Source organism: Streptococcus cristatus, from assembly GCF_963529205.1.
Lineage (GTDB): Bacteria > Bacillota > Bacilli > Lactobacillales > Streptococcaceae > Streptococcus > Streptococcus cristatus_O.
This window is the reverse complement of the sequence record NZ_CAURYF010000004.1, coordinates 56,540-82,184: the sequence shown is the minus strand read 5'-3', so window position 1 is coordinate 82,184 and position 25,645 is coordinate 56,540. Positions and strand designations below refer to the sequence as shown.

The following is a 25,645-nucleotide window of genomic DNA, read 5'->3' as shown; positions in this document are numbered from 1 at the left end:
TTCAAAGGTCCATTTTCCTACAAATTCTACATTAGCCTTGTTGACAACGGCGCTAACTGCGTCGTAACCCTTAAACGTCCATGTACCGTCATTCACGGTATCTGTGTAGGTGGTTTGAGATGGCTGTTGAGCTGAGACAGAGGCACCATTCACATAAGTTGCACTGTCGCTTGGAATCAATGCTGCGATGGCTGCTGGAAGAGCTTTACCTGTCGTTGCGCTCTCGAAGCGGTAAGTAGCTTGGTACTTGTTGGCTTCAAAGGTCCATTTTCCTACAAATTCTACATTAGCCTTGTTCACAACGGCGCTAGCTGCGTCATAGCCCTTGAAGCTCCATGTGCCATCGTTCACACTATCTGTATAGGTCGTTTGCGCTGGTTGTTGAGCGGTAACAGAAGCACCATTCACATACGAATCATTGTCGCTTGGAGTCAATGCTGCAATGCCTGCTGGAAGTTGCTTACCTGCTGTTGCGCTTGCGAAACTGTAAGTAGCTTGGTACTTGTTAGCTTCAAAGGTCCATTTACCGACAAACTCAACATTGGACTTGTTGACAACGGCGCTAGCTGCGTCGTAGCCCTTGAAGGTCCAGGTGCCATCGTTCACACTATCTGTGTAGGTCGCTTGCGCTGGTTGCTTAGCGGAAACAGTATTGCCATTTTCATATGTTGCACTGTCGCTTGGAAGCAGCCTTGCGATACCTGCTGGAAGTTGCTTACCTGCTGTCTCACTCTCGAAGCGGTAAGTAGCTTGGTACTTGTTGGCTTTAAACTTCCACTTACCTGTGAAAGTCAAATCAGCTTTTTTCACAATCTTACTTTTGGCATCGTAACCATCGAAAGTCCAGGTACCGTCGTTCACATCATCTTTGTAAGTCTTTGTTGTCGGCTCTTCTGGTACAACTTTTTGCGTGTTGTAATAGCTTGAGCTATCTTTTGGTGCTTTCTTCTGGATAAATTCAGGCAAATCAACACCAGCCGTTTCGCTCACAAAAGCATAGCTTACATGATGTGGTCTAGGCGTTACTTCCCAGATACCCGTAAATGTCACACGCTTGCCATTATACGTCGCATTCTTCTGATCGTAACCTTTGAAGGTCCAGACATAGTCTTTTTCTTCTTCAACTACTGATTCTTCAGCAGGTTGTTTGGCTACAATGGTGTCACCAACCTTATAAGAAGCCTCATCACTTGGCAACATTCCCAAAATACTTTGTGGCAATGGAACACCTGCTTTAGAAGATTTGAATACATATTCTGGATTTGGAGTAGGTACCCAGCTTCCAAGGAAAGTCTGTCTACCTTTTGCCACAACGATCTTTTCTTTATCGTATCCTGCAAATGTCCAAGTTACCTTGTTTGCTGTGTCAACATAAGTCGTTTCACTTGGTTGCTCAGCGTTTACTTCTGTAAGGAACAGACCGCCCATCTTATAATCAATTGGGTTTTTCGGAGTCAACTTGGTGATATGATCTGGTAATACGAAATCAGGATTAGTTGATTGGAACTGATAGTCTATACCATTTGGCGTAAAGCTCCAAGTTCCTGTGATGGTCTTCACGTTCGTACCTGCAATAGCTTTTCCGTATTTATCTGCATCAAAACCATGGAAGGTCCAAGTGCCTGTCGGAACAGTTACTGTAGATGTGTCAAGCTTGCTGGCATCTTTGTAATCGTCAGCTCGTGCAACGAAATCAGTGCCAGCTGGAAGCATATCGCGAATCTTGCTTGGAAGAGGATAAGCAGGAGTCGAGTTAGTAAATTTATACTCTAATTTGTAGATCGTATCAGACTGATCAGTAGGAACAAAAATCCATTTTCCTTTGAAGAGGACGTCTCCGTTCTCTACTGTTTTCACGCGTGGAGAAATAGTCGTATTATCATCCTCATAGTAGTCATCAAAGATCCAAGTTCCTCTACCATCAGGATCCTCAATTCTTGTCTTAGACGGCATTTTAACGCTAGCTTTTTCACCCTTGACAAATTCTCTTGTGTCAGATATTAGCTCAAACAAAGTTGATGGTGGATAGAGCTCTTGACCAGAATCATCTTTTGAATCTGTATAAAAGTCATAGTAAACACTATGCCTGTTCGGTACAAATTTCCAATGAACAGTGTAGGTAGAATCCTCATCGTTAGCTGGTTTCTCAACGTCCTCCTTTTGCTGAGGAATCTGCTGAGGAACCCATGTACCATCATTTTCTGTGTCATTGTATTGATACAAATAGCTAATAGCATTATAGACATTGTCAGAATAATCTGACGGAGAAGTCGTGATAGGAGCTGGAATTTGTGTCTTCAAATCATCAGGAATAGTCTTCCCTGGAGTATCACTCACAAAGTCAAAGGAAACTGTCTTATCTCTGTGTGGTGTGAAGGACCAAGAGCCGGTAAAGAGAACGGCATTTTTGTTGACTACCTTACTATCGGTATCATAACCTTCAAATTTCCAAGTTCCCTTGTTTACAAAGTCCATGTAGGTCGTCTTCAGGGGAGCTGTTGCAAGGACAGTATCGCCATTACTATAGTTTTTTCCAGTGCTTGGAATATAGGTCGTGATTTCCTCTGGGAGAGACAGGCTAGGGTCTTTGCTGACAAACTTATAGTTTTCTGGATAGGTTCCCGGTGTAAATGTCCAAGTACCTGTGAACTTGAGATTCCATCCATCGTGCTCCCAGTCGCTCACTGGTTTTTTATCAAAATCATAGCCCGAAAAGTTCCAAGTACCATCGTTAGCTGCATCATAGTAGGAACCATTCAGCGGTTTAACAGACTGAACTATATCCTTGCCTTTCGGATATGTCTTCCTATCCATATATGTCCATTCACTTGGCGCATATACTGGCTTCAGATTATTGATCTCAGCAGGTAATGATTTGCCAGCCGTTCCACTGACAAACTCATAAGTCGGTTTCCGAGGAACTGGTTTAAATGTAAACGTCAATGGCATTGTAACTTTTGGCAATTCCCCATATGTAGCCGCACGTTCTAGTTCACGACTGAAGGTTAAATCTACGACATCTTCCTCGTAGGTCCAATTCCCTTCATGTTCTGCATCATAAAATGGTTTGTAGACGCCTTGAACTTCATCGTAGCGGTACAAAGCAGCTAGCGTATCCAGTATATCTTTAGGTAAATACTCATTGCGTTTATCAAACTGATTGAGAGAAAGCTTGTAATCGTATAGCTTGCTTTCTAGATCCTTTATCTCCTTAGGAAGAGGTAATCTATATTTGTCATAGTTTGAGGTCTTAGGACTACTTGGTAACTTATAAAAATTCTCCCAATCTTGCTCGTTCACAGCCTTGTAGGATACAATGACATCCTCAAAGTATTTCCAAGTTCCTACGAACTCCACATCGCCATTGTTTGCCACTTTACTTGGAGCATCATAGCCAGTAAAAGCCCAATAACCTTTTCGGTTAGGAAATTCTTCTGAAGTATAAAAAACCCAGTGAAATTCTCCTGCTTTTACTACTTCACCTTCAGCAAATCTTCTTTTATCTTCTGGACTCCAGTTTGCAACATAAGGTGGCGGAGTTTTTCCAGGTGAACCATTAACCGCTCTATAGGTAGCCTTGTATGGTGTTGGTGTATATTCCCACTTCCCTGTGAAGAAAACATCATCTTTATCAATCACCTGACTATCATAGTCATAGCCCTTAAAGGTCCATCTACCACTTCCATCATTCTCTACATAAGTTGTTTCAGTTGGCTGGATGGCCTTTACTTTATCGCCCTTTTTGTAGATTTTTGTGTCTTCTGGCTTCAAGTAGTTCAGAGCAAGCGGAGTTGTTTTTCCTGGTGTAGCACTTTCAAACTCATAAAGTGCCGAACGAGGAGTCTTATCCTTGTCTGGGATGAATTTTGGATTTTTATCACGAAGACCAGAATTAACAAAAGTCACGAGATTGCGATAAACTTTATCAATTTCTTCTTGCTTTGTTGCAGTTTGAAGCACACCATCAGCAGCCGTCATTACGCCATTCAAGATTTCTAGACTATCGTCTGTCTTACTTGAAAAGTCCTTGCTGCGCAAGTTTTTGAGGTAGTTCTCTAAAGCGCTCTTGTTTAGACTTGCATTTGCTGAAGCAGGTTGAGCAGTGGCTGCAGCTGGTTGGCTTGTGCCTGTAGCTGGCTGAGCATTTTTAAAAATAGTCGAATCTGTCGCTTGACTTGCCTCTGTCTCAGCAGGCGTAGCAGATTTCAATGAGGCTTGGTTATCCCCTTGCGTTTCTGTCTGTGCTGGCGCAGGAACTGTTGTTGAGACAGCCTCTTTGCTTTCTACTTGCACAGGTGCAGAAGGCGTCACTGAGGCAGTCTCTTGAGTTTCAGTTTTCGCTGGTTCAGAAGTTCCCACCGAGACTTGATTTTCTGACTTATTTTCCGCTTGAGCTGTAGCCACAAGTTCATCTGCATGGGCAACCTGACCCGCTCCAATCGCTGCGGGTGCAAACAAAAATCCAATCGCAAGTGATACAGTAGCAACTGATAATTTGCGGATTGAATACTTTATCTTTCTATCCTGAAAAAACATCTTTTCCTCCTTTTAGCTTTTTCGATAACTATTATAGCATAAAGAAGAGGAATTGCATATATTTTGAATTATTATTTAAGGGTTTATGATTACTTATAGGATAGGAAATTTAACCTATATAACTATATGCATTGGCCTATTTTTTTCAGTAAAAATTATCTCATCCAAACAAAAAAGATCGAAAAAGATAGCTAGGCTATACTTCTTCAATCTTCTTGCTTTCTTTCTATCAGCAGGGAATATTCGAGACACCGGTAAGCTACACTATTTTGGCATTTGTAGCACCTTCTCAGTCCTCTGCTGTAAAACCATCATTTCTAATCGCATACTGCTCTATGATGCCATTATCGTCAAAGAGAACTCCGTGGAGGATTCCGCCATAAACCGCTCCGCCATCCATACCAATCTTGCCATCCTCAGTCATCCATAGTTGATCTGTTCCTGGCGCCTCATGCAAGAGGTAAAATGTCGGTGTATGACCAAAGACGATCCTTTTGCCAGTCTGATTGCTGCCTTCATGAAAAGGCGCGCGAATCCAAACCTTTTGATAATCACTGGTCTCCCGCCAGTCTTTGAGCTCCAAATCTAGGCCAGCATGGACAAAAATGTAATGATCCGTCTCCAATAGGAAGGGCATCTGGCGGATAAAGGCCACCAAATCGGATGCCTCCGTCTTGACACGTTCCGCGTCCGTTACTCCATCTACCGGAGCATTGAGAGACCGGTCTAAAAGCGAATTAATCGTCGTATCTCCGCCATTACGTCGGTAGTGGTCATAAGACTTTTCAGGATTGTCCAGCCAGGTTAGAAACATATACTCATGATTACCAGAAAGACAGATAGCTCCTTCTTGGTTCACTAGGTCCTTGACCCGCTCCAAAACTGCTCGGCTGTCCTCGCCACGATCGATCAAGTCCCCTAAAAAGACTAGTTGGCTACGACCGTCCCAGTGCTGGAGCAGCTCATCAAGCATACCAGCCTTGCCATGGACATCACCGATTGCAAAATATTTTGTCATAGTCGCCACTTTCTAAAGGAGACCGAAACACTTGTGTCTCAGCCTCGCTTGTTTATTTTTTTAATAATTCTCTAGCCTGCGTCAAAGCAGCCTCCGTCACATCTTCGCCAGCCAGCATCTTAGCAACTTCCTGAACACGCTCGTCAGCCGTCAGCAGGCGCACCGTTGAGACAGTCGAATTCTCATCCGAAATCTTCTCAATAAAGAACTGATAATCAGCAATTGCAATGACCTGCGGCAGATGGGAAATAGCCAAGACTTGACCATTGGAGCCAATCTTATGAATCTTCTGAGCAATAGCCTGGGCCACTCGGCCAGAAACGCCCGTATCCACTTCGTCAAAGACAATGCTGGTCTTACCTTCCTTACGAGAAAAGGCAGACTTGATAGCCAACATGAGACGGGAGAGTTCCCCGCCAGACGCAACTTTCACCAAAGGTTTGAAATCCTCGCCCGGATTTGCTGAGATGTAAAACTCTACTTGTTCATTACCTTCACGGTTGAACTTGCCCTTACTGAACTGCACTTTAAAGCGCGCCTTTTCCATGTAAAGTTCCTGCAACTCCTGCTTGATTTCCGCTTCCAGCTGAGCTGCTAGGCCATGACGAGCCTGACTCAGCTCCTGGGCCAGCTCTACCAGCTCTCTCTCCAAGGCCTTCAGCTCTCGGTCCATATCCTCTGAGGACAAGTTGCTGCCAGTTAAAAGGCTGTATTCTTTGGTAATCTGAGCAAAGTATTCCAGCACATCATCTACTTGGCCACCGTATTTACGTGTGATGCTGTTAATCAAGTCTAAGCGACTCTCCACCTGCAACAGTCGGTCTCCGTCAAAGTCCAGTCCATCTAAAATATCCTCTAGGCGCTTGCTGACATCTTCCAAGACATAATAAGTCTCTGACAAGCTGCCTGAAAGCTCCTTGTAGGCTGGATCGTAATCCTCGATAGACTCAAGGTCGTTCATAGCTGAACGGACATTGCCCAGACTGGAAAAATCTTCATTATCCAGCATGGTATAGGCGTTGGTCAGCGTATCGGCAATGAGCTTGTGGTTGAGCAAACGATCTCGTTCCTGATGCAGGGCGGTATCTTCACCGCTTTTGAGGGCTGCGCTCTCAATCTCCGCCATCTGAAACTCCAGCATCTCAATTCTGGCCTTATGATCCTGCTGATTTTTCTGCAGAGTCAGGACTTGCTTGCGCAGGCTTCGATAGCGGTCAAAGGTTTCCTGATAGCGGCCCTTGAGATGCAAAAAGTCTGCTGAGCCAAACTCATCTAGCATGGCAATATGAAGCTGAGGTCTCATCAGCTCTTCCTGATCATGCTGACCATGGATATCAACCAAGTGCTGGCCGACAGCCTTTAGAACAGACAGGTTAACCATCTGGCCATTGATACGGCTGACACTGCGGCCGTTTTGCAGAATTTCCCGACGGATAATCAGCTCATCAGTCAGCTCCCAGCCTTGCTCCTCAAAAATCTCTTGCAAAGCTCTGCTATTTTCCAGCGAAAAAAATCCCTCTATCTCAGCTTTAGGCGCCCCATGACGAATAACATCCGTCGTCGCACGGCTGCCCAGCATCATGTTCATCGCGTCAATAATAATAGACTTGCCGGCTCCGGTTTCCCCGGTCAAAACCGTCATACCTTGCTCAAAATTAAGGGAAATCTCCTCAATAATGGCAAAATTTTTAATCGAAATTTCTAATAACATAGACTTTCCTACCAATTATTGATTTCAGCCGTGACTTTTTGGGCTGCACTTTCACTCACTGCAACGACTAAAATACTGTCATTATCCGCAATGATGCTGAAAATTTCCTCAGAAAATTCTTTACTCAGGTGGCGTTTGACCACCGCTGCACTCCCTGGCACCAGATTGAGATTGAGCATATTTCCTAGATTTTGACAGGCCAAAATATTATTTTCTGCCAACTTCAGACTATTTCCAGCTGTTTTGGGAAGCTCATAGATATAGGTATTATCTTTGAAAGGGATTTTTACAATCCCTAGCTCCTTGATGTCTCGTGAAACCGTTGCCTGTGTCGCTGTGATACCAGACTCCCTGAGATGTTCCACAATTTCCTCTTGGGTGCCAATCTCAAATTCGCTGACAAATCGTCTGATTTTCTCTAATCTATCTTTCTTCTTCATCTTTAAATTCCTTGTGGGCCGCCTCTACGACAGCGACTAAGTCTTGCTCCAAGTCATTTTTCGGCTGCTCGCTTTTCTCCAGAAAGGCTAGAAACTCAACATTTCCATGCCCGCCCTGAATCGGAGAAAAATCCAAACCTTTGACTGAAAAACCTGCTTCTACCATAAAGGCTGTCACGGTTTCCAGCACCGCCAAATGAACTTTCTTGTCCTTGATAATCCCCTTCTTGCCAATCTGCTCGCGGCCAGCCTCGAACTGAGGCTTGATCAAGGCCACGACCTGACCTCCCTCCTCTAAAATATGATAGAGGGCCGGCAAAATCAGGCTGAGCGAGATAAAGCTGACATCAATGCTGGCAAAGCTGGGCCGAAAGTCAAAATCAGCTGGCTCGGCATAGCGAAAATTGAACTGCTCCATGCTGACGACCCGTTCATCTTGGCGAAGTTTCCAGGCTAACTGGTTGGTGCCGACATCAACAGCATAGACTAGTCGTGCTCCCGCCTGCAACATGACATCGGTAAATCCTCCAGTCGAAGCTCCGATATCCAAGGCTACTCGGTCTGCCACCGAAAGGCCAAACACTTGCAAAGCCTTTTCTAATTTCAGGCCGCCACGACTGACATACTTGAGTTTTTCTCCCTTGAGCTTGAGCTCTGTTGTATCATCGATTTTTTCACCTGGTTTATCAAAGCGCTCTCCATTAGCAAGTGCTACGACTAGGCCTGCCATCACTCCGCGCTTGGCCTGCTCTCGGGTCTCAAAGAGCCCTTGTCGATAGGCCAATACATCCACTCTTTCCTTAGCCATCCAGTCTCAAACTTTCTATTATTTTTTGAATTTCTTCCGCTGAAAAATCACTTTCTGTTTCTAATTGCTCCAGCAGGCTTTTTGCTTGTTCCAGTGTTTCATCGAAAAAGACTCTAGCTCCATCCAAACCTAGTAAGGCTGGATAGGTCGATTTCTCAGCCGCCAGATCCTTCTGCGGTGTCTTACCGATCTGCTCAAAACTAGCCGTCACATCTAAAATATCATCCCGCACCTGAAAAGCCAGACCCAAGAGTTCTCCCGCTTGACGGAACTTCTCTAGGACGGATTGACCAGTCTGAGCAATGATTCCTGCTGCTACAAAAGGATAGGCCAAGAGCTTGCCTGTCTTATTGGCATGAATGGTCTGGAGCTGGTCCATGGTCAACTTGTGACCTTCTCCCTGCATATCCAAAACCTGCCCAGCTACCATACCAAAGGATCCAGCCGCCAAAGACAGCTCTGCTATCAGCTCCACCTTGACCTGACTAGGGAGCTCTACCATTGCCACCAAACCATAAGGATCCAAAAAGAGAGAATCTCCCGCTAAAATGGCCATATCCTCCCCGAATTTCTTGTGGCTGGTCAGACGCCCACGGCGGTAGTCATCATTATCCATAGCTGGCAAATCATCATGGATCAGGCTGCCAGTGTGAATCATCTCTAGAGCTGCTGCCACCTGAAAGTGGGCAGGAGTTAATTCCAGACCAAAGCCCTCCAGCAACTCCAAAAGCAAGAGAGGGCGAATCCGCTTACCACCAGCCTCGATAGAATAGAGAATGGTCTCAGTCAAATCCGCTGACACTTCCTTGCTCTGATAAAAATCTTGAATCGTCAGGCCAATTTGCCTGATTTTATGCTCTGTTGTCATTCCATATCCGTTTCCATGCCATCAGCCTGCATGACCTTGACCAAGGTCTTTTCTGCCTGATCTAGCGTCTTTTGCAAGTCTTTAGACAGCTGCATGCCCTTCTGGAATTCAGCGATTGCCTCTTCCAAGGCCACATCCCCATTTTCCAGCTTCTGGACAATAGCTTCCAAATCAGCTAAATTTTCTTCAAATTTCTTGTCTTTTGACATCTTTTACCTCAACTTGGACCTGACCATCCCGCATGAGAATGGTCAGCTGATCCTTCTCCTTGATATCCTGACTGGACTCGATTACTGTTTCATTTTTTTGGATAATAGCGTAGCCCCGCGCTACAATACGACTGGTATCCAGCATGAGTAGCGCGTCTGACAGCCGCTTGGCTTCAGCCACCTTATGGTCATAGATCACCGCCATATTACTACGCAACAAGCGTTCTTGCTGACGAACCTGCTCCTGATAGCGCTGCACCTGTCGCAGAGGTAACAGAGACTCCAAGCGATGCTGGAGAATCTTGACCTGCTGGACTTCTTCACTATAATATTCGCGAATTTTTTGCTTTAATCGTAGATTAAGCTGGTCTAACTTTTGCAGGTAGCCATCATAAAGTCGCTCTGGCTGCCGAAAAATAACAGAGGAAGCCAATTTATGCAAGCGTTCTCGCTGGTAGGAAAGACGGTTGGAGGCTGCATTGGACAGACGATTTTGCTGTTGACTTAAATGCCCCAGAAGATCCAGCTTGGTGACTGGTGTCGCCAATTCAGCTGCTGCTGTGGGAGTTGCTGCTCGTCGGTCTGCCACAAAGTCAGCCAGAGTCGTGTCCGTTTCATGCCCCACACTGGAAATAATCGGAATCTGAGACGCAAATATGGCTCGTACGACAATTTCCTCATTAAAAGCCCAAAGATCCTCGATGGACCCGCCGCCCCGACCAATAATCAAAACATCCAAATCTTCTCGCTCATTGGCTCGACGGATATTAGCCGCCACCTCGGCGGCAGCTCCTTCGCCCTGAACTTTGGTCGGATAAAGCAGGATGTCCACGCCTGGGAAACGGCGGCTGACTGTCGTGATGATATCTCGGATGACAGCCCCGCTAGGACTGGTCACCACCCCAATTTTCTTAGGAAACTGAGGCAAGGCTTGTTTAAACTTATCTTGGAAAAGACCTTCTTCTCCCAGTTTTTTCTTGAGTTGCTCGAACTGAACAGCTAGGGCGCCAATACCGTCTGGCTCAGCCTTTTCAATGACAATCGAATAAGATCCACTTGGCTCATAGAGCTGCACGCGACCAATGACATTGATTTTCATGCCCTCCTCTAGTTCAAAGCCAAGTTTATTATAAACACCTGACCAAATAGTCGCCTGAATAACTGCCTTCTCATCCTTGAGGGAAAAATACTGGTGATTGGGGCGCTTGCGAAAATTGGAGACCTGACCTGTCAGATAAACCCGTTCCAAATAAGGATCACGGTCAAACTTCATCTTCAGATAACGAGTCAAAGTCGAAACTGATAAATAATCTGGCATGTCGCTCCCTTTCTATTTTCTAGTATTTGCGTAACTTTTATTATACCAAAAAATGGAAGAAGGCGGTGCTTCCAAGTTCCCAATTTTAATCACTAAGATTTTGTACTTTCCTTGATAATTTGATACATTTCGATGTGCAACTGTTGCGCAATGAATTCTAAGGTTAGTAAACTAGGAATCGAATCGCCTGCCTCAATACGAGCAAGCTGTCTGACTGTCAAACGAGTCTCATCCTCACACAGCAATTCCCTTGTCATTTTACGTTGTTCCCGCAGTTCTCGAATTTTTTTCCCAATTGCTACTTTTAGCTCTGACATGGCACTTTCCGCACTTATCCTTTTCTACTAGATTTTATACTTTTAAGTCTCATACTTTATTTTTATTATAGCACAAAAAAGTTTTCTATCGTATTAACTTTTTTCTATAAATTAAAAAAGTAATTATGTGAGAAGGTTGATGAATCCTAGACTTTTCCTAACTAAGACAAGATTTCCTAATCCACAAAAAGAGGCTCGGATTTTTCCAAGCCTCCCAAGATTTATTGACTAAAATTTTTCATCCAAGTTGAAATTTGTCGACTCAGTTCTGTCGGTAATACTACATAAGCCTCTTTGGCTAATTCATCCGCTATGGCTGAATGCAAGTAGGTCGCAGCTGCCACTCTTTCAAGAAGTGAAACCTGCTCAAATTGACCTGCAAAGCCGGCAATCATTCCTGCCAAGGTATCTCCCATACCGCCGGTTGCTTGATAGGGACCACCAACCTGTAGCTGATAAATATCCTTTTCTCCACTCTGAAAAACTCGTGTCCCATTCCTTTTCTGTACAACTAGAGTTCCCTTAGGAAATTGGTCAACAGCCTTTTGGCTAGATTTTTCGTCCTGCGACTCGATGGGCAAGCCAGACAAGCTTTCCCATTCTTTCTGATGAGGGGTAAAAATTGTCTGGGAATCTGGAAAAGGCAGAACTTGCTTGGCAAAAAGCGAGATAGCGCCCCCATCCATAATCAAGATTTGTTGCTTGTTTACAAGCTGTAAAACCAACTGCAGCACCGATTTCTCTAAAGAATTTTCAGCTAAACCCGGCCCAATTAAAATAACAGTAGCCTTGCGGATCTGAACCATCAGTCGCTCTTGCTCCCACAAATCAAAGGCCATAGCCTCTGGCAAATGAGCATGGAGGCCGGAAATATTTTCCCGTTCAGTTGCAACTGTCACCAAACCAGCTCCGCTCCTTACTGCGGCCAAAGCAGCCATGATAATAGCTCCGCCATAGGGATAGGTCCCACCAATCAAGAGCAGGCGACCATAGTTACCTTTATGACTTTCTGGCGATCGATTTATAATAACCTTTTTCAAAAGCCTGTCACTGACTAGTTTCATATTTGAACCTCTATAATTATTTAAATGTTTTCAAAAATCAATATTACCCGCTCAAGCACATCAAGCAAAGAAATTCGACTGCTATTTTCTATCCCTCATAAGCATATCTTTATTGAATTCTAGTTGCGTAAGAGAACAGTGTTGAGCCCAACAAAAAGCATTATCTTTCTTCACTTCACAATCAAAAGCTAAAATTACTCTCCATCTCGCCAGTTATCGCCAATAACTATATCCTATACTTTGACATTTTTTCCGAAATTTTTAACCTTTATTTATACCCGAGCAATTTTTCTTCTCCCATATTTTACCATATTTTCGCTCGATGTTTAAAATGAAGAAATAGATTCAGAGAAAGGACCATGTGGAACTGTTACATTGCTTACTACCACAGCACTTAATAAATGGAAACTTCCACCAAAGAAAACTATACCACGATACTCTAGCCTCATCTAAAAAAGACCCAGCGGATTTTAAAAAACATGTAGTTGCCAATGTAACTTTTTAGTTGTAACCAAAAACAGCTATCGGATCATCCAAACAAACAAATTTATCTTGAAAACAAAAAAAGGTCCATTGGACCTTTTCAAAATGTTAAGTTACTACTGTAACTTTCTATCAACAACCTAAAAATGTCTCCCAGACATTTTGAAGAAAACTCGCTTTCGCGAGTTCCCATCTGCAACCTGAAACAATCCCCCGGATTTTGACGAAAACTCTGTTTTCTTTATCCGCAACTTAAAAAGGTCCACTGGACCTTAATAAGCGAAAACTCGCTATCACGAGTTCCCATCTGCAAGCTGAAACAATCTCCCAGATTGTTTCAGCCACCTAAATATGCTTTGCGGACTTCGTCAGAAGCGAGGAGCTCTTGACCGGTTCCAGACAGAACGATTTTTCCTGTTTCAAGAACATAACCACGGTCTGCGATAGACAGTGCTTTATTGGCATTTTGCTCAATCAAAAGCACAGTTGTACCCTGCTTTTGTATATCTTGAATGATATCAAAGATTTCTTGGATGAAAATTGGAGCCAGCCCCATTGACGGCTCGTCCAAGAGTAAGAGCTTAGGCGTAGACATGAGCGCTCGTCCCATAGCCAACATCTGCTGCTCACCACCTGAAAGGGTTGCAGCATCTTGGTTTTTACGCTCTTCCAAGCGTGGGAAACGAGAGAAGACCTTTTTGAGATTGGCTTGATTTTCTTCACGATTTTTCTTAAGAAAAGCTCCCATTTCAAGGTTTTCTAAGACAGTCAAACCTGGAAAAATATGGCGCCCTTCTGGAACCTGTGAAAGTCCTGCAGCCACAATCTTTTGAGCAGGCACTTTTTGAATTTCATTGCCTAGAAATTCAATTTTCCCAGCACTTGGGCGAACCAAACCAGAGATCGTGCGGAGGATAGTCGTTTTACCAGCACCATTGGCACCGATAAGGGAAACAACCTCCCCCTCGTTGACTTCAAAGCTGACATCACGGACAGCCTGAATCATGCCATAGTGGACAGATAGATTTTCAACTTTGAGCATGGACATTAGGCTTCACCTCCTAGATAAGCTTCAATAACGCGTTTGTCATTCTTAATCTCATCTGGTGTGCCGTGGGCAATCAAGCGACCGTATTCTAGTACGTAGATGCGCTCAGTTACTTCCATAACCAGACTCATATCATGCTCAATCAGCATGATGGTAATGTTAAATTCATTTTTAATCCGACGGATCAGGGCAGTCAGCTCAGCTGTTTCCTGTGGATTCATCCCAGCAGCTGGCTCATCCAAGAAGAGAATCTTAGGCTCTGTGGCAAGCGCTCGGACAATCTCCAGACGCCGCTGTTGACCATAAGCCAAATTTTTAGCCAAGGTTTCTGCTTCCTTATCCAAGTCAAAAATAGCAAGTAATTCCAGAGCTTTTGTTTTCAATTCCTCTTCATTTTTATAAAATGCTGGAAGGCGGAAGAAAGAAGCCAATACATGAGGTTTATGGTGATTACCGAAAGCAATCAATACATTGTCCAAAACGGTCAAATCTTTAAAAAGACGAATATTTTGGAAAGTCCGGCTGAGACCCAGAGTTGCAATTTTGTAAGGTGTTTTACCATTCAGCAAATGACCATCCAAAGTAACCGTTCCCTCACTCGGCTCATAGACGCCTGTCAAAAGGTTGAAAAGAGTTGTTTTTCCAGCACCGTTAGGCCCAATAAGACCGACCAGTTCGCCCTCGTTCAGTTCCAGACTTACATCGCTAACAGCCGTTAGTCCTCCAAAATTTTTGGTTAATTTTTTTACATCAAGAAGTGCCATTATTCTTTGACCTCCTTATTCTTTTTAAAGAGCTTAGCCAAGCTAAATTCCCAAGTACCAAGCAAGCCACCTGGACGGAAAATCATCACCAAGATTAAGGCAAGTGAATAAACAATCATCCGAACGCTTGAGATATCTTGTAAAAGCATATTGAGGATACCCAATACCACTGCCGCAACGATTGCTCCAGTCATTGATCCAAGACCGCCAAAAACGACGATAATCAAGACATTGATTGTATTAATAAAGGAATAGTCTTTTGGTACAACAGAGCCAACAAATCCAGCCTGCAAAGAACCTGCAATAGAAGCCGTAATAGCTCCAAAAACGAAAGCAATGACTTTAATTTTTGTTGTATTGACACCGACAGACTCTGCCGCAATCTCGTCCTCGCGAACAGACAAGGTGCTACGTCCGATAGGACTGCGGAGGAAGTTAAGAGTCAAAATAGTTGTAATTACGACAAAGACATAAACCAACTGCCAAGAGGTAAAGTTAGGAATAGATAGGATACCTGCCGCACCATTAGTCAGGTCGCCTCCATTGACAATCAAAATCCGGATAATTTCAGAAACACCCAGCGTCGCAATTGCCAAATAGTCTCCCTTTAAGCGCAGGGTCGGAATACCAACAAGCAGAGCTACTGCACCTGCAATCACAGCGCCAACCAACATAGCAATAAAGAAAGTACCATAGTTTGGAGATTTAGAGCCCATAATAGCTACTGCATAGGCACCAATCGCCATAAAGCCAGCATGCCCAAGAGAGAATTGCCCAGAAAAACCAACAATAAGATTGAGGCCAACGGCCAAGATAATATTAATCCCAATCTGCTCAAAGATTTGCAGATAGAAAGGATTGAGAATGCCTGTGCTAGCAAGCACTGTCATCAAAAGGTAGCCAAAGAGGATCAGAGCAAGCCATAACGCATTTACTTTTAAATTATTTTTCATACATTACACCTTCTCTTTCACATTTTTACCTAGAATACCAGCTGGACGAACCAATAGAATGATAATCAAGATCGCATACACAATCGCATCACGGAAATCTGACAGTCCAACTGCTGTTGCAAAAGTTTCCAAGAGACCGATTACAAATCCACCCAAAGCTGCCCCCGGGATGATACCAATTCCTCCCAAAACTGCCGCAACGAAAGACTTGATACCTGGGGTCATTCCCATCAGTGGCTCAAGCGAGTTGTAATAAAGGGCAATCAGCACCCCTGCTGCTCCTGCCAAGGCTGAACCCAAGGCAAAAGTAAAGCTGATCGTACGATTGACATTGATTCCCATGAGCTGGGCAGCATCGCTATCCACGGAAACAGCCCGCATGGCTTTACCCATTTTCGTCTTTTGCACAATAAACTGCAAACCAACCATGAGTAAAATAGAAATTCCCAAAATCATTAGTTGGATATTGGAAATCGAAACTGGTCCAATCGTATAACGCACTGTTTCAATCACCTGAGGGAAAGAACGAGTATTGGCACCTACAAAGAAGACCATCCCGTATTCCAAAAGGAAAGAAACCCCAATCGCCGTAATTAAGGCTGCAATCCGTGTCGAATTGCGCAGCGGACGATAGGCTAAGAACTCAATCACTACACCGAGGATTGCTGTTCCAACCATAGATAAAATAAGGGCCACAAAGAAATTCAGGTGAAGGGTGTTAATCAGGTAATATCCCATGAAAGCACCGATCATATAAATGTCTCCATGCGCGAAATTGATCAGTTTGATAATCCCGTAAACCATGGTATAACCCAAGGCCAGAAGCGCATAGACACTCCCCAAAATCAATCCATTGGCTAGCTGCTGAAGAATTTGTTCGAGCATTCCACACCACTCTTTCTAATATAAAATAAGAGCAGAAACAACAATCTCAGACGAAGCCTTGTCTTGCCGTCTCTACTCAAACATCATAAGCAAGTAATAAACAAGCCAAAGACTGGGAATGCTCCCAGCCTCAGACCCTTTATTCAGGTTTAACTGTTTCAACAGCTTCTACTTTACCATCTTTCAAACCGATCATCAAGGCTGTCTTCACAGGGTTGTGATCTTTATCAATGGTAATGGATCCAGTAACTCCTTCAAAGTCTTTTAACTTAGCAAGGTTATCTTTAATATCTACAGATGTTTTTGCACCCTTAGATGCTTCTGCTGCCATGTAAACTGCGTCATATGAGAGCGCTGCAAACATTGAAGGTTCTTCGTTATATTTAGCTTTGTAAGCTGCAACGAATTTCTTCGCTTTATCTGTCATGTCACCTGAAGTTGAGAAACCAGATACATAATAAACATTAGTTGCTGCTGCTGGAGTTGCTTGTTCTACAAACTTAGCATCGCTAAATCCATCAGGTCCAACGATTGTTTGATTGATTCCCAAACCACGCGCTTGGTTCACCAATTTACCAGCTTCTGTGTAGTAACCTAGTACAACCAATGAATCAAATTCTTTGCCTTTTATCTTTGTCAAAGCAGCTTGGAAATCTGAGTCACCAGAAGCAAAGGTTTCTGTCGCAACAATTTCACCCTTGTATTCTTTCTTGAAAGCTTCAGCCATTCCTTTAGCATAGTCGCTTGAGTTGTCATAATAGAGTACAACTTTCTTAGCTTTCAAGTTTTCTGTTACATATTTAGAGATGACTTTACCTTGGTAACTATCAGTAAAGGTTGCACGATACAGATAGTCTTGGTTTTTTGTCAAATCATCCTGTGTAGCACTTGGTGTTACCAAAGGCACACCAGCTTTACCAGCATTGGCAATTGCAGCCGCAACCCCACCTGAAGTCGCAGGACCGATAATGGTATTCACCTTATCTTGAGTCGCCAAGCTTGTAGAAATAGTAGCTGCTTCTGCTGTTTCTGATTTGTTGTCTTTATCAGTTACTTCGATTTTCTTGCCGTCTACACCGCCAGCTGCGTTGATTTCATCAACAGCAAGTTGAGCACCGTGTTGTTCTGCAGTACCGTAAGCTGCTACAGCGCCAGTTTCTTCAAAGTTGAAACCTAACTTAAGTGTTTTACCGATTTCTGTTCCAGTAGCAGATGAGTTGTTTGTAGAAACTTCTCCACAGGCTGCTAGAAGCGCAGCACTAGCAAAAGCTACGAGCGAAAGTGCAAATTTTTTCTTCATGAATAATCTCCTCTATTTTGTTATTTGCTTTGTTTGCAAATGATATAGTAAGAATATACCGAATTATCTGACAATTGTCAACCCAAAGAAGCCATTTTTTTAAATAATAGCGTTTTCTTGGTTTCTAAACAAGCTTCCAACAAAATTTGTATCAAGATTTTGAATCTCACAAAGCTGAATTTTTTTGATATAAGACTCTTTAGACAAGCTTTCTTTTAGGGACTCCGCTTGCTCTTTAGCTACATAAAGCTGTAAATAACGGTGTTTCTTAGAATGATAAATAATATCTCCAACATGAGCCAGTTTCTTTGCATCTCGATTATAGTATAGATGAATAATTAAGCCCATTCGTTCTTCTTTTTTAAACATGCCAATCCTCTCTGGTCATTTATACTCTATTGATTATATCAAAAAAAGCCCACAAATGGGGCATTTTTTCCTAGTTATAATTGAAGACTAGCTAAGATTATTATTAGCCATGATTTCATCAATGAAACCATACTCAAGGGTTTCTTGGGCGCTCATCCAGTAATCACGTTCAGCATCTGCATGAATTTGCTCAACCGATTTACCAGAATTGTCAGCAAGAATTTGCTCCAAGATCTTACGCGTCTTGAGCAAATGCTCTGCTGCAATGGCCATATCTGTTTGCTGAGTACCGCCACCAGTACCACCCATTGGCTGGTGGATCATATACTCTGCATTTGGAAGCATGAATCGTTTGCCCTTAGCACCGCTAGAAGCAATGATAGTCCCCATGCTGGCTGCCATTCCCATGACAATTGTCTGCACATCAGACTTGATGAAGTTCATGGTATCCACAATCGCCAATCCTGCTGAGACAGAGCCACCAGGAGTATTGACATAAAGATAGATGTCTTTGGTGCTGTCTTGTGCATCTAGGAAAAGCAATTGCGCTATAACAGAATTCGCCATATTGTCCTCAACAGGACCCGTCAGCATGATAATACGGTCTTTTAAAAGGCGTGAGTAAATGTCATAAGAACGCTCACCACGGCTGGTTTGTTCAATAACTACAGGAATCATGAATATTTTCTCCTTCATTCGATCTATTCATTATTATAGCCTTTTGGTCAAAAAAGGTCAAATATTTGCTTTACCTGTCGGATGACAGAGAACAAAGCTGTGATTATCTTTGGTTTGGAAAGCACAAATCCACGGGATTGGCTGGACTTTCCTATTACAGACTAGAATTTCTATTTTGTACCAAAGAGGCGGTCACCAGCATCTCCGAGACCTGGAACGATGTAGCCGTGTTCATTGAGGTGATCGTCGAGGGCAGCCGTGAAAATATCTACATCAGGATGAGCATCTTGCAAGGCTTTAACACCTTCTGGAGCAGACACCAAGCAGACAAATGTAATGTTGCTTGCGCCACGTTTCTTCAGAGAATCCACAGCCAAGATAGCAGAACCACCCGTAGCCAACATTGGATCGACAACAAAGATTTGACGTTGATCAATGTCTTCTGGCAATTTTACCAAATATTCAACTGGCTTCAAGGTTTCTTCGTCACGGTACATTCCAATGTGGCCGACTTTAGCAGCAGGAACCAAGCTCAGGAGACCATCTACCATACCGATACCAGCCCGCAAGATTGGGACAATCGCCAATTTTTTCCCTGCAATCTGCTTTTGAACTGTTTTCGTAATTGGTGTTTCAATTTCTACATCTTCAAGTGGTAAATCGCGCAAAACTTCGTATCCCATCAGCATTGCGATTTCATCTACCAATTCACGAAAAGCTTTAGTAGAGGTATCTGTACGACGCAAGATAGACAATTTATGCTGAATTAGTGGATGAGCAATAACTTCAAGTTTTCCCATGATTGGATTTCCTTCTTTCATTTTATTCTTCTTATTATATCAAAAAAGAAGAAAAAAGGCTTGCAACAAGCAAACCTTTTCATCTATTTTGATTACTTTTTGATAGAAGAGTTTGATTTCAATTTAGGCTTTATTGATAGACTATTACACCAAACCTTCTAGGAGACCTCTCATAAAGTTCTCAGAGTTAAACTCGCCGATATCGTCAATTTTCTCGCCAAAACCAATCAGCTTCACTGGAATATCCAGTTCCTGACGAATGGCAAGCACAACACCACCGCGCGCAGTTCCGTCAATCTTAGTCAGGACAATACCTGTCACAGGCGTAATTTTTGAAAATTCTTTGGCCTGAACCAGCGCATTTTGACCAGTGGAAGCATCCAAAGCTAGGAAGGTTTCGTGCGGCGCTGCTGGATCCACCCGCTTGATAATGCGACCGATTTTTTCCAGCTCTGCCATGAGATTGTCCTTATTTTGCAAGCGACCTGCTGTATCAATCATGAGAATATCGACATTTTCAGCCTTGGCCCTTTCTAAACCGTCAAACACGACACTGGCTGGATCGCTCTTTTCTGGACCAGTCACAACAGGCACATCGACTCGGCGACCCCACTCAGCCAGCTGGGCAACTGCTCCAGCTCGGAAGGTATCTGCTGCCACCAGCATCACTTTTTTACCTTCTTGCTTGTATTTATAGGCCAATTTACCGATTGAGGTCGTCTTGCCTACGCCATTTACTCCGACAAAGAGCATGACAGTCAAACCGTTTTGGAAATTGATTTTTTCATTAAAGCGGCCATCTTTCTCATAGATATCGACCAATTTTTCAATGATTAGTTGGCGCAAGGCTTCTGGTTTCTTAGCATTTTCCAGGCGTGCTTCATAGCGCAAGTCCTCAGTTAGATTGGAAGCTACCTGCACACCGACATCACTGGTAATCAGCAATTCTTCCAAGTCTTCAAAGAAATCTTCGTCAACTGAGCGGAAATTAGCAAAGAAGGCATTGAGACGAGCACCAAAGCCAGTCCGCGTCTTTTTTAGACTGCGGTCATACTTGTCTTGAACACTCTCTTCTTGGTATTCAGTAGAACTCTCAGATGTTTCTGCGGGAGTCAGTTCTTCCTCTGCCTCTTCTCCATACTCGGTCGAGTCTACTTTTGAAGAAGTGCTTGCTTCCTGCTCACTAGATACTTCTTGCTCTGATTCGTAGTTAATTTGCTCTCTCGCTGCAGCCAAACGTTCCTGTAATTCTTGGTAATAATCTCTGCTTTCAGTCGCCGCTTCTGATTCGCTACTACTTTCCAACGCTTGATTTGCTGAAGTTTCAGACTGCTCTTCTGCCTCAGCCAAAACTTGTTCAGGACTTTCCTCGTCTTCAAGCACTGGTTCAGATAAGTCAGCTTGTTGAGTAGTTGGGGCAAATTCCTGCTCAGAAATTGCTGAATCTGTAGACTCTATCTTCTCTTCTAACACAAACTCTACTTCCTGAGTTTCCGCTGTTTCTTCATTGGAAGCAGCAAGAGGCTGGGATTCTGCCTCAAATGGGACTTCAGTCTCTGTAGTCTGATAACTCTCCTCTGCCTGCTCCTCTAACTGGGGCTTTTCTTCAAGTTCCTCTTTTTTACGTCCAAAAAGACGGTCAAATAATCCCATTCTTTAGTTCTCCTTCAATACATATTTCCGAATGGCCCAAGCAACTGCATCTTCATCATTGGTCATCGGAGTGACAACTTCTGCGACTTCCTTGACTTCTGGCACAGCATTTTGCATGGCAACTCCTAGCCCAGCCCAAGCAATCATTGACAGATCATTGGCTTCGTCACCGCAGGCCATAACTTGGCTTTTATCAATTCCCAAGTGGGCAATCAGTTTCTCCAAACCAGTCGCCTTGTGGACATTTTTCGGTGACCATTCCAGCAGCATTTCCCGTGATTTGAAAATCTCATACTGGTCAAACAGTTCGGGCGCAATATGAGGAATGGCTGCATCCAGCGGTTCCTGAGCAAAGGCTGTGACGCACTTATTGTAGGTAATTTGGCTAGAAAGGTCTTCAAAAGCAATGGATTCAAAGTTCAGAGCTGGATTAAACTCCGCATAGAGCGATACTTGGTCTGATTGAATCTGATAAACCAAGCCCCCATCAATCGCATCCAGAGGCAGACCCAATTTCTCAGTCTCTTCATAAATTCTAGCTACATCATCGTAGGCAAAAACTGTTTTATCCAAAATTTCGCCTGTATTGCGCTGAACTAGACCACCATTAAAGGTAATGGTGTATTCATCTGCCTGACCATCAGTGCCCAGCTCATGCAGGAAAAATTCCATAGCCTTAAGCGGACGCCCTGTGGTCAATACAACTTTGACACCTTGCTGCTGAGCCGCTTTGAGCGCTGCCAGATTCCCTTGAGAAATCTTTTTATCCGTAGTCAAAAGCGTCCCGTCCAAGTCCAAAGCGATCAATTTAATATCAGCCATTATAAGCCCTCCATGTAGGTCATAACAGATTGGGCCGCATGGTGGCCAATCACTTCTTTCGCAACTGCCAAAATTTCCGGCCGTGCATTTTCTGGTGCAATCGGGTGCCCCACCACCTGCATCATATGCAGGTCATTGAGGTTATCGCCAAAAGCCATGACCTGGTCCATTTCTAGGCCTAGCTTCTTAGCTAGCTCGACAAGAGCCACGCCTTTATCCACATAGTCCAGCACGATATCAATCGACTTATAGCCTGTTGTCATCGCCTTGACACCTGCGACATTTTCATTGACCCAGGCTTCGCCGTCGGCCACTGTTTCTTCGCTGAAATTGGTCGTGAATTTAAAAATCTCGTCTGTAATCTCACTAAAATCAGCAACTTTTTGGATATTTTCATTATAATTAGCGCTGAAAGAGAGATAAGTCGGATCTACTGTCTCTAGCACATAACAGCCTTTTTTCCCTGTCAGAAGCAACTCATTGATATTGACAAAAGGCGACTCCTTAAGCTTGTCAAATACCTTTAGATAAAATTCTCTTGGCATGGTTGCTTCGTATAGATCTTTTCCTTGAAACTCTACTAGGCTACCATTTTCTGCGATAAAGATAATATCATCCCGAACTTCATGAAAGAGCTTCTCAAGAGAGAGAATCCCTCGACCACTGGCAACAGCAAAGTAGATGCCCTTTTCTCTAAACTGAGCTAGCAGGTGCTTGAGCCGCTCCATATCAAACTGACCCTTGTCATCTAAAAAAGTCCCGTCCATATCTGTGGCAATGAGTCTTATCATACAATTATCTCCTTTTTTGAATTAGGGGTGTGCAAAGGGCATTTAGGGTATGCATCTTTTAAGGATTTAGGCAACCCCCATCATTTCTCATCTCTGTTAATCCTTTATATTATATCATAAAACTAACACTTCATTCCACAGATGAAAAACAGTCAGATCATATTTCTATGACCTGACCGTTTTTGATATTGTTTATACTATATCTATTTACTTTTTTATTTTATAAAATAACATCACATAAACTTTTTATATATTTAGTTATCCTAAATTCAATTTATGTTTTGCTATTTGGCAAATACGTTCTGGCGAAGCGTGGTCTACAAACTGACTTAGCAGTCTTCGAGTCGCCAGCTTCCAAGGTGTTGGTTTGCCTGGCGAATGGCTTTGATTTCGGCGTGCAGCGTGGCGTCTTGTTCCTTTTCACGTAAGTTATGACCACGCCCAATAATTTCACCATTCAAGACCACGACAGCCCCGATTGGCACTTCCGCTTGGTCATAGGCTTTCTGCGCTTCCTTCAACGCTTCCCTCATAAAGAATTCTTTTTCATGAAGTTCCATGTTCTTACTGATAGACGCGCTTCGTCACGACTAGACTATGCGGTCTCTCAAACTCCTTATCTAAGTAATCTTGGTACGTTCCTGGTGAAATAAATCCTCGGGCGCTTAAAATATCGGTGCCTGCTGTCCCGACAATCGTATCGGCTAGCAATACACAGTTGGTACTCATCACAAAATACGTCTTGAATTTTGAAGAGGTAAATTTATACAAGAGTGCATCTGCTTCTTGTTTGAGCTTGTAGGCATACATTGGTTCTTCTTTGTCGATTCCAGGATGCTTAGGTTTCACCATTTTCGGTGGATCCCAAGGCACTGTCAGCGACATCAATTTGGCGATTTCCTTATCGATGGCCGCGAGTTGTTCTGGAGACAAGGCAAGACCATATCCCAGTAGGGTCTTATGATTTTCGCGTTTACAAAATTCGATGTATTTTTCACGGTCGGCACTGAAAAGTACCCCGTCCCCCATCGTTCCAAAGAGGCGCTCCGAATTCGTATCGTAGTTTCCGAATGAAATAATGCGGCCCTTATAACACAGGTCGACATGCCCGATGGCTCCAAACCCGTCTTTTGTGACATGAATAAACATCTCTAAGTTTGGTTCTGCATTTTCTTTGGCACGGTCGTAAATTTCTGAAGCCGTTTCGCCTTCTCCAAGTTCCAACGCATCATTAATTTTTTGTAAGGTTACTCGAGGAATCAGTGCAGCAAATACAAGCGGCATCCCACGACGCAAGCGTCTGCGAAGGACTTTCTTTCCAACTTCGGCCTCGAAGAACCAGCCGTCCCGAATATTGCTAATCCCATACCCGATAAAATAGAGCGAAAGGAAGAACATTTGCAAATTGCCGTCGCCCCCAAGAGAAATTAAAGTGGCTACCCCGACAACTGAAAGCCAAATGGTATCAAAGAGCAAGCGAAATCGCGGGCGAATATCATCTTTGACATAAATATAGTATGTCACACCACTAATTCCCGCCTTCATCACTTCATTGAGTCCCATCAAGATGCTTACAATCGCAATCGGCAATGACAGGAAGAATTGATTTCCTGCTAAAAATCCGTAAAGGGAAAATTTCCCTATATTCAGCCATAACGGGTCTTTAGATGCCGCTTTACTAAACCAACGGAATAAGAAATTCCATAGTTCACGGGCCCATAAGAATGTTAAAAACAGACGTAACATCAATTCTGGGAAGCTTGGTCCGAATATAAGGAGCAATATCCCAGCAACAAGGAACGCAATCCCTTCAAAGAGGAGCTTTTTCCCCGTAATCCCTAAGTCGCTAATTTTCTTCATCAATAATACCTCCTACAGCTACCACTGGAGCAGCTTGTTCATGTTTCTCCATCCATTCTTTCACGAGACGGTAAATCACGGCAAAGATTGGTGTGAAGAAAATCATTCCTACTAAACCAAAGAGATTTCCACCGATTAACGTAGTAGCAAGGGTTAGAGCCGTTGGCAACCCTACGGAACTGCCGACAACCCTAGGATAGACGACATTGCCTTCCACTGTTTGAACGACCATAAAGACGACAACCGAAATGAGTGCTTGAATTGGGCTTTCTGTAAAGATGAAGAGCATTACGATTCCGCACGCCATAAACGGCCCGATATTCGGAATGAACGAGAATACTCCGGCCAGCACCCCAACAAGTCCTGCATATGGCAACCCTACAAGAGAGTATGCGGCAAAAATCATAACCCCAACAATTCCCGCCTCGATGATTTGACTCATCAAGAAACGGTCATACGTATCCACGATGACTTCCCCGACATAAGAATGTGCTCAATTTTGTCTTTTAGCAACACCACATTGAGAATGCGAAGCGTTAAACGTGCGAGTATTTCCTTACTTACGAGAATATTAATCATGAAGAAAATCCCCATAATCACAGAGAACACATTTGAGAAGAGCCTATAATATTCGTTGTAAATCCGCCAAGGAATGTAATGACAGACGATATACGCTTTTGTATTATCTATAACCTAGTTTATTTCCATCAACATACCTGTGCCTTCAAATTATTTTTTATTTATTATCCTCATTATACCAAGAATTCTCACAATTTACTATAACTCCTACTTTCTATTGACGAAAGAAATGTTATTATGCAGTTATACTGCCTCAAGATGATTGACTTTCGAAACATGCAATTTAACGTTTAACAAATCAAGGGTGTCTCCATAGAATCAAAGTATTTCTGATACCCATTTCCTTCTATCTATAGACAGTAAAAAGCCTT

General features: G+C 43.4%; 22 protein-coding genes and 2 pseudogenes. All 24 read right to left on the bottom strand.

The window, feature by feature from the left end:
- The coding region (locus tag RWS39_RS01970; RefSeq protein WP_314479892.1) for an SHIRT domain-containing protein at positions 1-4,536 on the bottom strand (4,536 nt) is incomplete at its 3' end.
- Between the two features lie 289 nt (positions 4,537-4,825).
- Positions 4,826-5,554, bottom strand: coding sequence for a metallophosphoesterase (locus RWS39_RS01965; protein WP_314479890.1), 729 nt, complete (start codon positions 5,552-5,554; stop codon positions 4,826-4,828).
- 52 nt (positions 5,555-5,606) lie between these two features.
- Entirely contained in the window at positions 5,607-7,265 is a 1,659-nt protein-coding gene (recN, locus tag RWS39_RS01960; RefSeq protein ID WP_314479887.1) for a DNA repair protein RecN, read from the bottom strand.
- Positions 7,266-7,273: 8 nt separating this feature from the next.
- Positions 7,274-7,705: an arginine repressor gene (locus tag RWS39_RS01955; protein WP_314479884.1), complete on the bottom strand. Its 432-nt coding sequence runs from the start codon at positions 7,703-7,705 to the stop codon at positions 7,274-7,276.
- Complete coding sequence (locus tag RWS39_RS01950) at positions 7,689-8,513, bottom strand: TlyA family RNA methyltransferase (RefSeq protein ID WP_314479881.1); 825 nt, start codon at positions 8,511-8,513, stop codon at positions 7,689-7,691. The genes RWS39_RS01955 and RWS39_RS01950 overlap by 17 nt, the downstream gene beginning before the upstream one ends.
- A complete protein-coding gene (locus RWS39_RS01945) occupies positions 8,506-9,381 on the bottom strand; it encodes a polyprenyl synthetase family protein (RefSeq protein ID WP_314479878.1) in 876 nt (291 codons plus the stop codon). The genes RWS39_RS01950 and RWS39_RS01945 overlap by 8 nt, the downstream gene beginning before the upstream one ends.
- A complete protein-coding gene (locus tag RWS39_RS01940) occupies positions 9,378-9,590 on the bottom strand; it encodes an exodeoxyribonuclease VII small subunit (RefSeq protein ID WP_314479875.1) in 213 nt (70 codons plus the stop codon). Before RWS39_RS01940 ends, RWS39_RS01945 begins: the two co-directional genes overlap by 4 nt.
- On the bottom strand, positions 9,568-10,908 hold the full coding sequence (gene xseA / locus RWS39_RS01935) for an exodeoxyribonuclease VII large subunit (protein ID WP_314479873.1): 1,341 nt from the start codon (positions 10,906-10,908) through the stop codon (positions 9,568-9,570). Before xseA ends, RWS39_RS01940 begins: the two co-directional genes overlap by 23 nt.
- A gap of 92 nt (positions 10,909-11,000) precedes the next feature.
- Entirely contained in the window at positions 11,001-11,225 is a 225-nt protein-coding gene (locus RWS39_RS01930; RefSeq protein WP_125390383.1) for a helix-turn-helix domain-containing protein, read from the bottom strand.
- A gap of 221 nt (positions 11,226-11,446) precedes the next feature.
- Positions 11,447-12,289: an NAD(P)H-hydrate dehydratase gene (locus RWS39_RS01925; RefSeq protein WP_314479868.1), complete on the bottom strand. Its 843-nt coding sequence runs from the start codon at positions 12,287-12,289 to the stop codon at positions 11,447-11,449.
- Positions 12,290-13,109: 820 nt separating this feature from the next.
- Positions 13,110-13,820: an ABC transporter ATP-binding protein gene (locus RWS39_RS01920; RefSeq protein ID WP_005589511.1), complete on the bottom strand. Its 711-nt coding sequence runs from the start codon at positions 13,818-13,820 to the stop codon at positions 13,110-13,112.
- Positions 13,820-14,584, bottom strand: coding sequence for an ABC transporter ATP-binding protein (locus RWS39_RS01915; protein ID WP_314479865.1), 765 nt, complete (start codon positions 14,582-14,584; stop codon positions 13,820-13,822). The genes RWS39_RS01920 and RWS39_RS01915 overlap by 1 nt, the downstream gene beginning before the upstream one ends.
- The gene (locus RWS39_RS01910; protein WP_005589507.1) at positions 14,584-15,537 is read right to left on the bottom strand and encodes a branched-chain amino acid ABC transporter permease; all 954 of its coding nucleotides are present in this window, start codon (positions 15,535-15,537) and stop codon (positions 14,584-14,586) included. The genes RWS39_RS01915 and RWS39_RS01910 overlap by 1 nt, the downstream gene beginning before the upstream one ends.
- Before the next feature lie 3 nt (positions 15,538-15,540).
- Positions 15,541-16,410, bottom strand: coding sequence for a branched-chain amino acid ABC transporter permease (locus RWS39_RS01905; RefSeq protein ID WP_095666451.1), 870 nt, complete (start codon positions 16,408-16,410; stop codon positions 15,541-15,543).
- A 151-nt stretch (positions 16,411-16,561) separates the two neighbouring features.
- Positions 16,562-17,722 carry an ABC transporter substrate-binding protein gene (locus RWS39_RS01900; RefSeq protein ID WP_314479862.1) on the bottom strand — a complete coding sequence of 387 codons (1,161 nt, stop codon included), beginning with the start codon at positions 17,720-17,722 and terminating at the stop codon, positions 16,562-16,564.
- A gap of 99 nt (positions 17,723-17,821) precedes the next feature.
- Positions 17,822-18,091 carry a DUF2129 domain-containing protein gene (locus RWS39_RS01895; RefSeq protein WP_314479859.1) on the bottom strand — a complete coding sequence of 90 codons (270 nt, stop codon included), beginning with the start codon at positions 18,089-18,091 and terminating at the stop codon, positions 17,822-17,824.
- 87 nt (positions 18,092-18,178) lie between these two features.
- Positions 18,179-18,769: an ATP-dependent Clp protease proteolytic subunit gene (locus RWS39_RS01890; protein ID WP_314479856.1), complete on the bottom strand. Its 591-nt coding sequence runs from the start codon at positions 18,767-18,769 to the stop codon at positions 18,179-18,181.
- 170 nt (positions 18,770-18,939) lie between these two features.
- Positions 18,940-19,569 (bottom strand): uracil phosphoribosyltransferase, encoded by a 630-nt coding sequence (gene upp, locus RWS39_RS01885; RefSeq protein WP_015605186.1) that lies wholly within the window; start codon positions 19,567-19,569, stop codon positions 18,940-18,942.
- Positions 19,570-19,713: 144 nt separating this feature from the next.
- Positions 19,714-21,222, bottom strand: coding sequence for a signal recognition particle-docking protein FtsY (gene ftsY, locus RWS39_RS01880; RefSeq protein WP_015605187.1), 1,509 nt, complete (start codon positions 21,220-21,222; stop codon positions 19,714-19,716).
- A 3-nt stretch (positions 21,223-21,225) separates the two neighbouring features.
- Entirely contained in the window at positions 21,226-22,044 is an 819-nt protein-coding gene (locus RWS39_RS01875; RefSeq protein WP_015605188.1) for a Cof-type HAD-IIB family hydrolase, read from the bottom strand.
- On the bottom strand, positions 22,044-22,835 hold the full coding sequence (locus tag RWS39_RS01870; RefSeq protein WP_015605189.1) for a Cof-type HAD-IIB family hydrolase: 792 nt from the start codon (positions 22,833-22,835) through the stop codon (positions 22,044-22,046). The genes RWS39_RS01875 and RWS39_RS01870 overlap by 1 nt, the downstream gene beginning before the upstream one ends.
- 332 nt (positions 22,836-23,167) lie before the next feature.
- A pseudogene (locus tag RWS39_RS01865) lies at positions 23,168-23,395 on the bottom strand (nucleoside deaminase); the annotation flags it as partial.
- Between the two features lie 4 nt (positions 23,396-23,399).
- On the bottom strand, positions 23,400-24,695 hold the full coding sequence (locus RWS39_RS01860; RefSeq protein WP_015605191.1) for a hypothetical protein: 1,296 nt from the start codon (positions 24,693-24,695) through the stop codon (positions 23,400-23,402).
- Positions 24,682-25,366 (bottom strand): annotated as a pseudogene (locus tag RWS39_RS01855) (AI-2E family transporter); the annotation flags it as partial. The pseudogene RWS39_RS01855 and the gene RWS39_RS01860, both read right to left, overlap by 14 nt.
- Positions 25,367-25,645 lie beyond the last annotated feature (279 nt).

What these genes read in the sequence shown, in the direction of transcription:
- RWS39_RS01965 (WP_314479890.1), bottom strand. Translation starts at nt 5,554, where the DNA reads ATGACAAAATATTTTGCAATCGGTGATGTCCATGGCAAGGCTGGTATG.
- recN (WP_314479887.1), bottom strand. Translation starts at nt 7,265, where the DNA reads ATGTTATTAGAAATTTCGATTAAAAATTTTGCCATTATTGAGGAGATT.
- RWS39_RS01955 (WP_314479884.1), bottom strand. Translation starts at nt 7,705, where the DNA reads ATGAAGAAGAAAGATAGATTAGAGAAAATCAGACGATTTGTCAGCGAA.
- RWS39_RS01950 (WP_314479881.1), bottom strand. Translation starts at nt 8,513, where the DNA reads ATGGCTAAGGAAAGAGTGGATGTATTGGCCTATCGACAAGGGCTCTTT.
- RWS39_RS01945 (WP_314479878.1), bottom strand. Translation starts at nt 9,381, where the DNA reads ATGACAACAGAGCATAAAATCAGGCAAATTGGCCTGACGATTCAAGAT.
- RWS39_RS01940 (WP_314479875.1), bottom strand. Translation starts at nt 9,590, where the DNA reads ATGTCAAAAGACAAGAAATTTGAAGAAAATTTAGCTGATTTGGAAGCT.
- xseA (WP_314479873.1), bottom strand. Translation starts at nt 10,908, where the DNA reads ATGCCAGATTATTTATCAGTTTCGACTTTGACTCGTTATCTGAAGATG.
- RWS39_RS01930 (WP_125390383.1), bottom strand. Translation starts at nt 11,225, where the DNA reads ATGTCAGAGCTAAAAGTAGCAATTGGGAAAAAAATTCGAGAACTGCGG.
- RWS39_RS01925 (WP_314479868.1), bottom strand. Translation starts at nt 12,289, where the DNA reads ATGAAACTAGTCAGTGACAGGCTTTTGAAAAAGGTTATTATAAATCGA.
- RWS39_RS01920 (WP_005589511.1), bottom strand. Translation starts at nt 13,820, where the DNA reads ATGTCCATGCTCAAAGTTGAAAATCTATCTGTCCACTATGGCATGATT.
- RWS39_RS01915 (WP_314479865.1), bottom strand. Translation starts at nt 14,584, where the DNA reads ATGGCACTTCTTGATGTAAAAAAATTAACCAAAAATTTTGGAGGACTA.
- RWS39_RS01910 (WP_005589507.1), bottom strand. Translation starts at nt 15,537, where the DNA reads ATGAAAAATAATTTAAAAGTAAATGCGTTATGGCTTGCTCTGATCCTC.
- RWS39_RS01900 (WP_314479862.1), bottom strand. Translation starts at nt 17,722, where the DNA reads ATGAAGAAAAAATTTGCACTTTCGCTCGTAGCTTTTGCTAGTGCTGCG.
- RWS39_RS01895 (WP_314479859.1), bottom strand. Translation starts at nt 18,091, where the DNA reads ATGTTTAAAAAAGAAGAACGAATGGGCTTAATTATTCATCTATACTAT.
- RWS39_RS01890 (WP_314479856.1), bottom strand. Translation starts at nt 18,769, where the DNA reads ATGATTCCTGTAGTTATTGAACAAACCAGCCGTGGTGAGCGTTCTTAT.
- upp (WP_015605186.1), bottom strand. Translation starts at nt 19,569, where the DNA reads ATGGGAAAACTTGAAGTTATTGCTCATCCACTAATTCAGCATAAATTG.
- ftsY (WP_015605187.1), bottom strand. Translation starts at nt 21,222, where the DNA reads ATGGGATTATTTGACCGTCTTTTTGGACGTAAAAAAGAGGAACTTGAA.
- RWS39_RS01875 (WP_015605188.1), bottom strand. Translation starts at nt 22,044, where the DNA reads ATGGCTGATATTAAATTGATCGCTTTGGACTTGGACGGGACGCTTTTG.
- RWS39_RS01870 (WP_015605189.1), bottom strand. Translation starts at nt 22,835, where the DNA reads ATGATAAGACTCATTGCCACAGATATGGACGGGACTTTTTTAGATGAC.
- RWS39_RS01860 (WP_015605191.1), bottom strand. Translation starts at nt 24,695, where the DNA reads ATGAAGAAAATTAGCGACTTAGGGATTACGGGGAAAAAGCTCCTCTTT.